Origin of the sequence: Oerskovia rustica, from assembly GCF_014836555.1 — a bacterium.
GTDB classification, from domain to species: Bacteria; Actinomycetota; Actinomycetes; order Actinomycetales; family Cellulomonadaceae; genus Oerskovia; species Oerskovia rustica.
In genome coordinates this window covers 45,865-58,183 of sequence record NZ_JACSQQ010000011.1, presented here as the reverse complement: position 1 = coordinate 58,183, position 12,319 = coordinate 45,865, and the positions used below count along the sequence as shown (strand labels likewise).

Genomic DNA, 12,319 nt, shown 5'->3' with positions numbered 1-12,319 from the left:
CACTCATCTGGAGGAATCATGAGCACCGAGTACGCGATCCTCATCCACGCCCCGGAGGACGGCACGCCCGCGATGCGTCCGGACCTGGCCGCGGAGATCATGGCCCAGCACGACGAGTTCTCGCGCCGCGTCGTCGCCGAGGGGCACCGCATCACGGGCGGCGTCGAGCTCGAGGCTGCCGGGACGGCGACCCTGGTCCGCCCGGGCGTCGGGACGACCGAGGGCCCGTTCACCGAGCTCGCCGAGCAGATCGGCGGCCTCTACCTGGTCGTGAGCGACGACCTCCCCGGGCTCGCGACGATCATCGACGAGGTGTTCGCGGGCGACGGCTGCACGTACGAGATCCGCCCCACGGTCGACCACGGCGGGACCGACGGCGCGACCGACCCCGAGGCTGCCGTCGCGTCGACCGCCGGCGTGGAGGTCTGACCCGTGAAGGTCATGTTCCTGCTGTACGAGGACGAGCAGGTCTGGGCCGCGGCCTCCGCGGAGGAGCGGTCCCGGTACATGGTGCAGCACGACCAGTTCGCGGCGTTCCTCCATGAGCGCGGGACGCTGGAGGCCGCCGAGGCGCTGAGCACGGTCTCGGCGGCGACCACGGTCCGGCGCCGCGGTGGCGACGTCGTCGTGACCGAGGGCCCGTACGCCGAGCTGACCGAGCAGCTCGGCGGGGTCTACCTCGCGGACCTGCCCAGCATCGACACCGCGATCGAGGCCGTCGCCCTCCTGCCGCAGTACACGGTCGAGCTGCGCCCGGTCGTGGACGTGGACGACCTGTGAGCCGGCGCCTCGGAGACCACGGGTGACGGAGGCGGGCGACGCGCTCTCGGCCGCCTGGCGGGAGCACTGGGCGCGGTTGCTCGCGATGCTCATCGCGCGCTACCGCCGCCCCGACCTCGCCGAGGACGCGCTCGCGGACGCGTTCGCCGCTGCGGCCCGCACCTGGCCCGCCGACGGCGTGCCGGACTCCCCCGCCGCCTGGCTGCGCACCGCGGCCGGGCGGCGGGTCCTCGACCGCCTGCGCGCGGAGGCTGTCGCCGTCCAGAAGGTCCCGCTCATGATCGTGGCGGCGAGGTCCGCGGCGGACGCCTCGGAGCGAGTGCCCGGCCCGCCCGACGACGGCGCGCACCTGCCCGACGAACGGCTGCGGCTCGTGTTCTCGTGCTGCCACCCGGCGCTGTCTGTCGAGGCGCGCACGGCGCTGACGCTGCGGTTCGTCGCGGGTCTGCCGGTCCCGGACATCGCGCGCCTCTTCCTGGTCCAGGACTCGACCATGGCCGCTCGCCTGACGCGCGCGAAGAAGCGCTTGGTCGCGGCGGGCATCCCGTTCGAGGTCCCGCCGCCCGAGCGGCTGGGCGAGCGGCTCGACGACGTCGCCTCGGTCCTGTACCTGACCTTCACCGCGGGCTACGCGCCGGGCACGGGGACCGACGTCCTGCGGGTCGCGCTCGCGGGCGAGGCGATCCGCCTGGGTCGCCTGCTCGACGAGCTGCTGCCGGACCGCCCGGTGGTGCGTGCGCTGCTGGCGCTCATGGTGCTCCAGCACTCGCGCCGGGACGCACGGACCGCGGCGGACGGGTCGCTCGTGCTGCTCGCGGACCAGGACAGGTCGCGGTGGCACGGTGAGGAGATCACGTCGGGCCTCGCGCTGCTCGCGTCCGTGCCCGACGACGTCGCGGGCCTCGCGCACGAGTACCGCCTCCAGGCGTCGATCGCCGCCGCGCACGCTGTCGCGGGACGTGCCACCGACACCGACTGGGGTGCGATCGCCGACCTGTACGCGGAGCTGGAGGTGGCCACGGGCTCGGCCATGGTGCGGCTCGCGAGGTCGGTGGCGGTCGCCGAGGCCCAGGGGCCGGTCGCCGCCCTCGCACTGATCGACGACTTCGAGGGCATCGACGAGGTCCTGCGGACGAACCACCGGCTGCCCGCGACGCGGGCCGAGCTGCTGGCGCGGGCCGCCCGGCCGGCGGAGGCCGCCGCGTTCTTCGAGGAGGCCGTCCGGCGCTGCGGCAACGCGGCCGAGCGTGAGCACCTGGCGCGGCGGTTGGCCGAGGTGCGCGCGGCCGCACGGCGGTGATCCCTGCATGCGCCGCGTCGGTGACCCCAAGCCGCTCAGTTCCCCAGCACCCCGCCCCCCAGCGACAGCAGCACGGGCAGCAGACCGATGAGGACGAACGCCGGCAGGAAGCACACGCCGAGCGGCAGCACGAGGTGCACCGCGAGCCGCGCCGCGGCCTGACGCGCAGCGGCCTGCTGGTCGCTGCGCAGCTGCTCGCCCGCCGCGCGCAACGCCTCCCCCGGCGCCGCTCCCTGCTCCCACGCGAGCCCCAGCGCAGACTGCACCACGGCCAACCGGGCAGGCGCGCCGACCCACGCCTCGGCCCACCCTGCGCCGAGCACGACCGCAGCCCCCGCGCGGGCGAGCGCGGCGCCGTCGGGCCCTCCGATGGCCTGCCCCACGGCCCCGAGCGCACGCGGGACGCTCGTCCCGGCCCGGACCGCGGCCCCGAGCAGCTCGAGCAGGACTCCGATCTCCACGGGGCCCGCGGGCCCTGTCCGGCTCCCCGCCGCACGCCCACCCCTCGTGAGCTCGTCGAGCCGCACCCCGACACCCGCCCGCGCGACCCACCACGCGCTCGACGCGACGAGGCACCCGCACGCGACCGCGACGACCACGGGCCAGTCGACGACCGGGGACCACGCGCTCACGGCGGCGCCCCCACCGCACGGGCTCGTGCCACGAGACGCCCCGACCACCGACGACCGACGAGGAGGAGCACCGCGCCCGCGAGCAGCCCGGCAGACCCCACGCCCCCGCCGAGTGCCGTCGCGAGCGGGTCCACCCCCAGCGCGACCCCGAGCAGCACCCCGACGAGCGGCAGCCACAGCAGCACGCGCGCCGTCGCGGCGGGTCCCGCGAGCGAGGCCTCTCGGTCGGCCCGGGCCTCGGACTCGGCCGCGAGCGCCCGCGCGATCGACTCCAGGACCTCGCCGAGCGGCGCGCCGACGTCGGCGGCCAGTCGGCTCGCCCCGACGACCGCGGCGACCTGTCCCTCGGCCTCGACCGATCCGCGGGCCCCCACCACGGCGAGCAGGTCGCCGCGGTCGGGCACCCCCTGCTGGTCGACGCGTACCCCGGCGGCCGAGACCCAGGCGGCTCCGGGGGCGGCCCCTGCACGCAGCAGCGAGGCGACGTGCGCGACGACGAGACGCACCGAGGACGTCGCTGCCGTGCGCCGCCACGCGAACAGCCGGGCTCCTCGGACTCCGCGGGCCGGACGCCCACCGGCGACCTCCACCGCGGACCGCCCGGGCGGCGCGAGCCCGACCCACACCACGCACGCGACGAGCAGGCCGAGGCTCACGCCCCGCCCCACCGGTCGACGAACGCGTCCCACCCGGCCCCGTAGACCGGGTCCTGCTCGCGGTCCCAGGTCGCGACGGGGTCGACCACGAGCTCTCCGCGGGCGTCGCGCCGCACGACCCCGATCTCGGCGAGGTACCGCACCCGCCCGGACCGCCGCAGGTGCAGGACCACGTCGAGCGCACCGGCGGCCTGGGCCGCGACGGCCTCGCGCGGCATGCCCGCGAGCGCGGCGAGCGCCTCGAGGCGTGCGGGGACCACGGCCGCCGCGTTGGCGTGGATCGTGGCGAGGCCGCCGTCGTGCCCCGTGTTGAGCGCCATGAGGACCTCACGGACCTCGGCGCCGCGGCACTCGCCCAGGACGATGCGGTCGGGTCGCATGCGCAGCGCGTTGCGGACCAGGTCGGCGAGGTCGACGGCACCGGCCCCCTCGACGTTAGGGCGTCGGGCGGTGAGGGGTACCACGTGCGGGTGGTCGGGCACGAGCTCGCGGGCCTCCTCGACGCACACGATCCGTTCGTGCCCGGGGACGAGGGACAGGAGCGCCGCGAGCAGGGTCGTCTTGCCCGTTCCCGTGCCGCCCGAGACGAGCATGTTGGCGCGTTCCGTCACGAGGCGTCGGAGCACGGGCGCCCAGCACCGGTGCAGGCCTCCTGAGTCGACGAGCTCGTCGAGCGTGAAAGCCCGGGAGCGGAGCACGCGCAGCGAGATCACGGCCCCGGACTCACACACGGGCGCGATCGCGGCGTGCAGGCGCGTGCCGTCTGGCAGCCGGGCGTCGACGAGCGGGCTCGCGTCGTCGAGCCGCTGCCCGCCTGCGGCGGCCAGCCGGACCGCGAGCGCCCGCACCTGTGCGGGGCTCCCCAGGTGCAGAGGGACCCGTTCGAGCCCCGCACCACGGTCGACCCACACCTCCGCGGGTGAGTTGACGAGGACGTCGGTGACCTCGGGGTCGTCGAGCAGGGGCTGGAGCGGCCCGGCACCGTAGAGCTCGGCGCGGGCGCGCCGGGTCAGGTCCGCGAGCGCGGTGCTGCCGAGCACCCGGCCCGAGCCGCGCAGGGCCGCGTGGAGCTGGGCGTCGTCTGCCGGGGCGCCCCCGACGAGCTGCCCGCGCACCTCGGCGAGCAGGGCGTCGTCGAGCGCGGCGCCGGTCACGCGGCGCCCCGCGACGCGACGCCGGCCCCACCGACCGCGACGGCCAGCTCGCTCCCGGCACGGCCGAGGGGTCGCCGGGCCCGGACGTCGGGTCCCTCGCCGCGCTCGACACGCGCGGCGTGCCCACGGTCCCAGGGGACGACCGCGGCGAGCGGCAGCCCGACGACGTCGCTCACGTCCCACGGGTCGAGGCGCCCGGGTGCGGGTCGCCGTGCCACGAGGCGCAGGGCGCGCCCGGCGCCGTGCCGGGTCGCGAGCGCCGCGGTCGCGACGGCCCCGGCGACCGACGGCAGGTCGAGCGGGGTCACGAGGAGGAGCGTGTCGCAGGCCCCCACGAGGGCCGCGTTCCCGGTGCCGGCGGAGTCGGCCCCGTCCCCGTCCAGCACCGAGCGCGGCAGGTCGAGGACGAGGACGTCGCACGCGTCGGCGAGGGCCGAGCAGACGTCCACGACCACGCCGTCGTCGAGGATCACGGGGTCGGCGCGGTGCGCGCTGAGGACCGGTACGTGCCGCCACGTGGGCAGGAGCCCGGCGAGCGCGGGACCGTCGACGGCGCCGCGCGCGTCGCGCAGGTCGGACCAGCGGGGCCCGTCCCGGTGGTCGATGCCGAGCAGCACGTCGATCCCGCCGCCTCGTGTCTCGAGGTCCACGAGCACGGTGCGCCGTCCTGCCCGCCGCAGCCCGTCCGCGAGCGCCGCTGTCACCGTGCTCGTCCCTGCCCCGCCACGTGCGCCGATCGCACCCACCACGGCTGCCACTGCCCTGCCCATGGACGTTCCCCCCTGTCGCCGGCCCGGGACCGGGCCGGGTCCATCCTGGGGCGAGAAGCCGGTACGTGGGGGCTGCGTCGTCGGACCTGTGGAAAACCCGGGCCGCGCGGCACCTGTGGTCGACCGCGCGGGACGCCCCGGACTCAGCGCTCGAGCGCGAGGTACTGGTGCGCGTACGCGATCGCCATTCCGCCCTCGCCGACCCCCGCCGCGACGCGCTTGACCGAGCCCGAGCGCACGTCGCCGATCGCGAAGACCCCTGGAGCGCTCGTCTCGAGCGCGAACGGTCGCCGGTCGGCCGTCCACCCCGGCGCGGCCGCCGCGTCCCCGCCCGTGAGGACGAACCCGTGCGTGTCGCGCGCGACCTCGGGCGGGAGCCAGCCCGTGACCGCGTCGGCGCCGATCATGACGAACACGACGGGCAGCGCGCGCCGGGTCGTGGTCCCCGTCGCGGAGTCCAGCACGTCGAGGGACCCGAGGGCCCCGTCGCCGTGCAGGTCGGTGATCTGGTGCCGCGTCTCGACGCGGATGCCGGGGTTCGCGGCGATCTGGTCGATCAGGTATCGCGACATGCTCGCCCCGAGGGACGGCCCGCGCACGAGCATCGTGACCGACCGGGCGTGCCGCGAGAAGAAGATCGCTGCCTGCCCCGCGGAGTTCCCCGCCCCGACGATGCAGACGTCCTGCCCCTGCGCGAGCGCGGCGTCGCTGCGCGCGGCCCCGTAGTACACGCCGTTGCCGAGGAAGCGGTCGACCGACGCCAGGGCGAGCGAGCGCCACTCGACGCCCGTCGCGACGATCACCACGGGAGCGACGAGCGTGTCGCCGCCGTCGAGGACGACCTGGTGCGCGCCCGGGTCGATCGCGCCGACCGTGCGCGTCACGACGATCTCCGCCCCGAGGCGCTGCGCCTGGGTGAGGGCGCGGCTCGCGAGGTCGCCCCCCGAGATGCCGTACGGGAAGCCCGTGTAGTTCTCGATGCGGGTCGAGGTCCCGGCCTGGCCGCCCGGGGCCAGGCTCTCGACGACGAGCGTGCGCAGCCCCTCGGCGGCCGCGTTGACCGCCGCGGTCAGCCCTGCGGGACCGGCCCCCAGGATGACGACGTCGTACTCGTCGTGCGCCGGTTCGACGGCGAGCCCCACCGCGCGGGCGACGTCCCTCATCGCGGGGTCGGCGAGCCGGGACCCGTCCCGGAGCTCGAGCACGGGGTGCGCGAGGCCGTCGGGCTCGTCCGCCGGCTCGACCACGACCCGGTCGAACGGGACGTGGTTGCGCGTCAGGAACGTCGCGAGGTCCCGGACCCGCGCGTCGAACCGCGGGCCGATCACGCACGCCTCCGCGACGGGCTTCTCCGACGCGTGCGCCTGGAGCGCGTCGAGGTAGGAGCGGGCGAGGCTCGCCACGTGGTCCGGCACGGAGGGCGCCATGGCCGCGAGGGTGTAGAAGACGGCGGCCTCGAGCTTGATGATGCGGGACGCCTCGGTCGCCCGCCCGCTCGCGGGGAACGCCGTGCTCAACGTCATGGGGACCTCGCCGAAGAACATGCCGGGGGTGCGCACCCCGATCACGCGCTCGGTGCCACCCACCATCTTGGTGATCTCGGCCCTGCCCTCGATCACGACGAAGAACGCCCTCTCGTCGCCCTCGTGCGCGAAGTACTCCCCCGGCAGGAGGCGGATGTCCTCGACCGCGCCCACGAGGAACTCGAGCGGCTCGGGCGGCAGTGGCTCGAACATCGAGACGGCGCGGAGCTCGGCGAGCGTGATCATGCGTGCCTCCAGCGGGCCGGGTCACAGGGGTGACCGGCGACGCGGCCTCGGTGCCGCGGAGCCGTCCACGGCGAACGTACCGCGCCCCGGTGCGCACGACATCCGCTCACCTCGGGACCACCCTGGAACCGGGACATTCCGCCCCACCGGTCGCCGGTTGCGGCTAGGCTCGCCGGGTGACCCATCCCCAGGACTCACCGCAGCCCGGCCACCGCCCCACGACCGGCGCCCGCGAGGGGCGCCCGCGGAAGGTCGCCGCGTTCTTCGACCTGGACAAGACGATCATCGCGACGTCGTCGACCGCGGCCTTCTCCAAGCCCTTCTACGCGGGCGGGCTCATCAGCCGCGGCGACGTGCTGCGCAGCGCCTACGCGCACTTCCTCTACATGGTGGGCGGAGCGGACGCCGACCAGACCGAGCGCATGCGCGCGCACCTGAGCGCGCTCGTGACGGGCTGGGACGTGCGGACCGTGTCCCAGATCGTCGAGGAGACGCTGCACGAGTACATCGACCCGGTCGTGTACGCGGAGGCCGTCGACCTCATCGTGAGCCACCACGACCGGGGCCACGACGTCGTGATCGTGTCCGCCTCGGGGTCGGAGGTCGTCGAGCCCATCGCCGCGGTCCTGGGCGCCGACCACTACGTCGCGACCCGCATGGAGATCGTCGACGGACGGTACACGGGCGAGATCGACTTCTACGCGTACGGCGAGAACAAGGCCATCGCGATCCGTGAGCTCGCCGAGGTGCACGGCTACGACCTCGACGCGTCCTACGCGTACTCGGACTCGATCACGGACGCGCCCATGCTCGCCGAGGTCGGGCACGGGTTCGCGGTCAACCCCGACCGCACCCTGCGTCGCCTCGCGGGCGAGAGCGGCTGGGGCACCCTCACCTTCACGCGCCCCGTCACGCTGCGCACCCAGCTCTCCCCGCCGCGCACCGCGGCCGTGGTCGGCGGCGCCGTGACGGCCGTGGTCGTCGCGTGGCTCGTGTGGCGGGCCGTGCGCGGGCGCTCGGGCGGCGCGGCGCAGGAGGGCACCGCCGCGTAGGAAGCCCGTGCCCGACGGCGGAGCACGGGTCGCGAGACCCGCTCACCACCGGGCGTCGCGCGGGGCGCCCGACGGCGTCGGCGTTCGAACCGAGTCCTCGTTGTCCGGGTCCTCCCGGCTCGGGATCGAACACCTCGTGGAGGTTCCCGCGATCCGCTCCCCACCCCTTGCGCGGCACCGGGGGCAGGCGTATCAAAGAGGGACAACAGCACCAGGGGCGGGCGGAACCCACGCGCGAGAAGTCCACGCATAGGACTGGCTGACCGGGCTTGACCCGTTGCAGCACCTACCCTCGCAGCACGCTTGTTAACCCTCGCCCCGCTGGCGAGCACGGCGTCCCTCCGGGGGCGCCGTTCCCGTGTCCGGGCCCCGCGCCGAATACCCTGGCTCCATGACCTCAGCGCCGAGCGTTTCCTCGTCCATCACCGTCCGCCTCCAGGTCGAGGCCAGGCCCACCGCGGTCAGCGAGCTCACGACCGCGATCGAGCAGACCGGCGGGATCGTCTCGGCGCTCGACGTCACGGCGTCGGGCCACGAGCGCATCTCGGTGGACGTGACGGTCGCGACGCGCGGCGAGTCGCACGCCGAGGAGATCGTCGAGGCCCTGCGCGTGCTGCACGGGGTCAGCGTGGAGCGGGTCTCGGACCGTACGTTCCTGCTGCACCTGGGCGGGAAGCTCCAGATCGAGTCGAAGGTCCCGATCCGCAACCGTGATGACCTGTCGATGATCTACACGCCGGGCGTCGCGCGCGTGTGCGAAGCCATCGCGGCCCACCCCGAGGACGCGCGCCGCCTGACGATCAAGCGCAACACGATCGCGGTCGTCACGGACGGGTCGGCGGTGCTGGGCCTCGGGGACATCGGACCGCTCGCGTCACTGCCCGTCATGGAGGGCAAGGCCGCGCTCTTCAAGCGTTTCGCGGACATCGACGCGTTCCCCATCGCGCTCGACACGCAGGACACCGACGAGATCGTGCGCACGGTCAAGGCCATCGCGCCGGTCTTCGCGGGGATCAACCTCGAGGACATCTCGGCGCCGCGCTGCTTCGAGATCGAGCGCCGGTTGCGCGCCGAGCTCGACATCCCCGTGTTCCACGACGACCAGCATGGTACGGCGATCGTCGCGCTCGCCGCGCTGACGAACGCGCTCAAGGTCGTGGGCAAGGACCTGGCCGAGGTGCGGATCGTGCTCTCGGGCGCTGGCGCCGCGGGCACGGCGGTCCTCAAGCTGCTCCTGGCCGCGGGCGCGCACGACGTCGTGGTCGCGGACGTCGAGGGCGTGGTCCACCCCGACCGCCCGGGCCTGTCGCCCGCGCTCGCGTGGACAGCGATCAGCACCAACCCGCGTCGCGTGAGCGGCACGCTCGTCGAGGCGCTCGCGGGGGCCGACGTCTTCATCGGCGTCTCCGCCCCGGACATCCTCACGGGCGACGACATCGCGACCATGGCACCGGACTCGATCGTGTTCGCGATGGCCAACCCCACCCCGGAGGTGGACCCGGTCGAGGCCGCGCAGCACGCCGCGATCGTCGGCACGGGCCGCAGCGACTTCGCGAACCAGATCAACAACGTGCTCGCGTTCCCCGGGGTGTTCCGCGGCCTGCTCGACGCCCAGTCGCACAAGATCACCGACACCATGCTGCTCGCGGCGGCCCGCGCGCTCGCGTCGACGATCCACGAGGACCAGCTCAATCCGACGTACATCGTGCCGAGCGTGTTCAACCCCGAGGTCACGACGGTCGTGGCGGCCGCGGTCGAGGCCGCGGCCCGTGCGGAGGAGGCCGCCGCGTCCTGACGGCACGCGTCGACACGGGCCCGCTCGCCGAGTGTGCAGTTCGGGCTCTTGCTCGCGCCTGGGGACAGCCCGAGGTGCACACTCGGCGTGGCCCGATGCCCTTCCTCCCGTGGCGGTTCCCGCAGGGCGGACACGAGTGCGACGACTTGTGGGCTTTTGTCAGCACCTTCTCCCATTTCGAGAAACAGTGACCCCGGTCACCCGATGGGGTCTAGACTCGCCCAGTCGGGGCAGGACAGGCCCCGTCGCTCGACGTGTCTCGCACCCTTCCGCCGCCTCGCGGGCGGAGGGGATCTCACGTCACGAGCCCCGCACCAGAGTCGATGCGCACCGGAGGTAAGAGTGCCTGAGAATGTGACCACCACCGAGAACCAGGTCGACGGGCAGCCCGAGTCGCCGGGTCTGGAGAACCTCCTCCACGAGGAGCGCAGCTTCCCGCCCAGCCCCGAGTTCGCCGCCCAGGCCAACGCCCAGGCCTCGCTGTACGAGGAGGCCGAGGCAGACCGTCTCGCGTTCTGGGCACGCCAGGCCACCGACCTCGTGTCGTGGAGGACCCCGTTCACCGAGACGCTCGACTGGTCGAACGCCCCGGTCGCCCGCTGGTTCGCCGACGGCACCCTCAACGCGGCGTACAACGCGGTGGACCGTCACGTCGAGGCGGGCAACGGCGACCGCGTCGCGATCCACTTCGAGGGCGAGCCGGGCGACACCCGCACCGTCACCTACGCGGACCTGCAGCGCGAGGTCTCGCGCGCGGCCAACGCCCTGGGCGCTCTCGGCGTGACCACGGGCGACCGTGTCGTCATCTACCTGCCCATGATCGTCGAGGCCGTCGTCGCGATGCTGGCCTGCGCCCGCATCGGCGCCCCGCACTCCGTGGTCTTCGGCGGGTTCTCGGCCGACGCGCTGCGCAGCCGCATCGCGGACGCCGAGGCCAAGGTCGTCATCACCGCGGACGGCGGCTACCGCCGTGGTGCCGCGTCGGCCCTCAAGCCCGCGGTCGACGAGGCCCTCGCACCCAAGGAGGGCGCCGAGGCCACGACGGTCCAGCACGTCCTGGTGGTGCGGCGCACCGAGCAGGACGTGGAGTGGACCGAGGGACGCGACGTCTGGTGGCACGACGCCCTCGAGGCGGCCGACGTCCAGCACACGCCCGTGTGGGTCGAGGCCGAACACCCGCTGTTCATCCTCTACACGTCCGGCACCACCGGGAAGCCCAAGGGCATCCTGCACACGACGGGCGGCTACCTGACGCAGGCGTCGTACACGCACAAGAACGTGTTCGACCTCAAGGCCGAGACCGACGTCTACTGGTGCACCGCGGACATCGGCTGGGTCACGGGTCACTCCTACGTGACGTACGGACCGCTGCTCAACGGCGCGACCCAGGTCATCTACGAGGGCACGCCCGACTCCCCGCACCAGGGCCGCTGGTGGGAGATCATCGAGAAGTACAAGGTCTCGATCTTCTACACGGCCCCCACCGCGATCCGCGCCTGCATGAAGTGGGGCGAGGAGATCCCGAACAAGTACGACCTCACGAGCCTGCGCGTCCTGGGCTCCGTCGGAGAGTCCATCAACCCCGAGGCCTGGATGTGGTACCGCCGCGTCATCGGCGGCGACAAGGCCCCGATCGTCGACACGTGGTGGCAGACCGAGACCGGCGCGATCATGATCTCGCCTCTGCCGGGCGTCACGGCGACCAAGCCGGGCTCGGCCCAGGTCCCGCTGCCGGGCATCGTCGCGGACGTCGTCGACGACAACGCGCAGCCCGTCCCGAACGGTGGCGGCGGCTACCTCGTCCTGTCGGAGCCGTGGCCGTCCATGCTGCGCGGCATCTGGGGAGACCTCGAGCGCTTCAAGGACACCTACTGGTCCCGCTTCCAGGGCATCTACTTCGCGGGCGACGGCGCCAAGAAGGACGAGGACGGCGACATCTGGCTCCTCGGCCGTGTCGACGACGTCATGAACGTCTCGGGCCACCGCCTGTCGACCACGGAGATCGAGTCCGCGCTGGTCTCGAACCCGCTCGTCGCCGAGGCCGCGGTCGTGGGCGCCACGGACGAGCTGACCGGGCAGGCCGTCGTCGCGTTCGTCATCCTGCGCGGCGAGCACGCGGCCCGTGCGGCGGACCCGGAGGGGGCCGCCGCGGTCGAGCTCGAGCTGCGCAACCACGTGGCCAAGGAGATCGGGCCCATCGCGAAGCCCCGCAAGATCCTCGTGGTCCCCGAGCTGCCCAAGACGCGGTCCGGCAAGATCATGCGCCGCCTGCTGCGCGACGTCGCCGAGAACCGCGCGGTCGGGGACGCGACGACGCTCGCGGACTCGTCCGTCATGACGCTCATCGCGTCGGGTCTGGCGAAGCCGGCGGGCTCGGAGGACTGAGCCCTGAGGGGCGTGGGGGCCCCCGC

General features: G+C 74.2%; 11 protein-coding genes. 6 read left to right on the top strand and 5 right to left on the bottom strand.

Going from position 1 to position 12,319, the window contains the following annotated elements; genetic code table 11:
* Positions 1 to 18: 18 nt before the first annotated feature.
* From H9652_RS08295 to H9652_RS08285, 3 genes are read left to right on the top strand one after another with little or no spacing between them, the layout of a single operon-like run.
* Positions 19 to 429 carry a YciI family protein gene (locus H9652_RS08295; RefSeq protein WP_191795832.1) on the top strand — a complete coding sequence of 137 codons (411 nt, stop codon included), beginning with the start codon at positions 19 to 21 and terminating at the stop codon, positions 427 to 429.
* Positions 430 to 441: 12 nt separating this feature from the next.
* A complete protein-coding gene (locus H9652_RS08290; RefSeq protein ID WP_191795893.1) occupies positions 442 to 780 on the top strand; it encodes a YciI family protein in 339 nt (112 codons plus the stop codon).
* Between the two features lie 22 nt (positions 781 to 802).
* Entirely contained in the window at positions 803 to 2,080 is a 1,278-nt protein-coding gene (locus tag H9652_RS08285; RefSeq protein ID WP_318244051.1) for an RNA polymerase sigma factor, read from the top strand.
* 35 nt (positions 2,081 to 2,115) lie between these two features.
* Here H9652_RS08285 and H9652_RS08280 read toward each other — a convergent pair whose 3' ends face one another.
* The 5 genes from H9652_RS08280 to H9652_RS08260 all read right to left on the bottom strand — a co-directional run bounded on the left by H9652_RS08280 (position 2,116) and on the right by H9652_RS08260 (position 7,061).
* Positions 2,116 to 2,712, bottom strand: a complete 597-nt coding sequence (locus H9652_RS08280) for a type II secretion system F family protein (protein WP_318244050.1) — start codon at positions 2,710 to 2,712, stop codon at positions 2,116 to 2,118.
* Entirely contained in the window at positions 2,709 to 3,368 is a 660-nt protein-coding gene (locus tag H9652_RS08275) for a hypothetical protein (protein WP_318244049.1), read from the bottom strand. The genes H9652_RS08280 and H9652_RS08275 overlap by 4 nt, the downstream gene beginning before the upstream one ends.
* Positions 3,365 to 4,522 carry a TadA family conjugal transfer-associated ATPase gene (locus H9652_RS08270; protein WP_191795831.1) on the bottom strand — a complete coding sequence of 386 codons (1,158 nt, stop codon included), beginning with the start codon at positions 4,520 to 4,522 and terminating at the stop codon, positions 3,365 to 3,367. Before H9652_RS08270 ends, H9652_RS08275 begins: the two co-directional genes overlap by 4 nt.
* Positions 4,519 to 5,292 (bottom strand): septum site-determining protein Ssd, encoded by a 774-nt coding sequence (gene ssd / locus H9652_RS08265; RefSeq protein WP_191795830.1) that lies wholly within the window; start codon positions 5,290 to 5,292, stop codon positions 4,519 to 4,521. Before ssd ends, H9652_RS08270 begins: the two co-directional genes overlap by 4 nt.
* Positions 5,293 to 5,435: 143 nt before the next feature.
* Positions 5,436 to 7,061 (bottom strand): FAD-dependent oxidoreductase, encoded by a 1,626-nt coding sequence (locus H9652_RS08260; protein ID WP_191795829.1) that lies wholly within the window; start codon positions 7,059 to 7,061, stop codon positions 5,436 to 5,438.
* Positions 7,062 to 7,237: 176 nt separating this feature from the next.
* On the opposite strand from H9652_RS08260, the gene H9652_RS08255 reads away from it, so the two are divergent.
* The 3 genes from H9652_RS08255 to acs all read left to right on the top strand — a co-directional run bounded on the left by H9652_RS08255 (position 7,238) and on the right by acs (position 12,293).
* Positions 7,238 to 8,113, top strand: coding sequence for an HAD family hydrolase (locus tag H9652_RS08255; protein ID WP_191795828.1), 876 nt, complete (start codon positions 7,238 to 7,240; stop codon positions 8,111 to 8,113).
* Between the two features lie 391 nt (positions 8,114 to 8,504).
* The gene (locus tag H9652_RS08250; protein ID WP_191795827.1) at positions 8,505 to 9,908 is read left to right on the top strand and encodes an NAD-dependent malic enzyme; all 1,404 of its coding nucleotides are present in this window, start codon (positions 8,505 to 8,507) and stop codon (positions 9,906 to 9,908) included.
* A 354-nt stretch (positions 9,909 to 10,262) separates the two neighbouring features.
* Positions 10,263 to 12,293, top strand: a complete 2,031-nt coding sequence (gene acs / locus H9652_RS08245) for an acetate--CoA ligase (protein ID WP_191795826.1) — start codon at positions 10,263 to 10,265, stop codon at positions 12,291 to 12,293.
* Positions 12,294 to 12,319: the final 26 nt, after the last annotated feature.

What these genes read in the sequence shown, in the direction of transcription:
- H9652_RS08250 (WP_191795827.1), top strand. Translation starts at nt 8,505, where the DNA reads ATGACCTCAGCGCCGAGCGTTTCCTCGTCCATCACCGTCCGCCTCCAG.
- ssd (WP_191795830.1), bottom strand. Translation starts at nt 5,292, where the DNA reads ATGGGCAGGGCAGTGGCAGCCGTGGTGGGTGCGATCGGCGCACGTGGC.
- H9652_RS08260 (WP_191795829.1), bottom strand. Translation starts at nt 7,061, where the DNA reads ATGATCACGCTCGCCGAGCTCCGCGCCGTCTCGATGTTCGAGCCACTG.
- H9652_RS08290 (WP_191795893.1), top strand. Translation starts at nt 442, where the DNA reads ATGTTCCTGCTGTACGAGGACGAGCAGGTCTGGGCCGCGGCCTCCGCG.
- H9652_RS08295 (WP_191795832.1), top strand. Translation starts at nt 19, where the DNA reads ATGAGCACCGAGTACGCGATCCTCATCCACGCCCCGGAGGACGGCACG.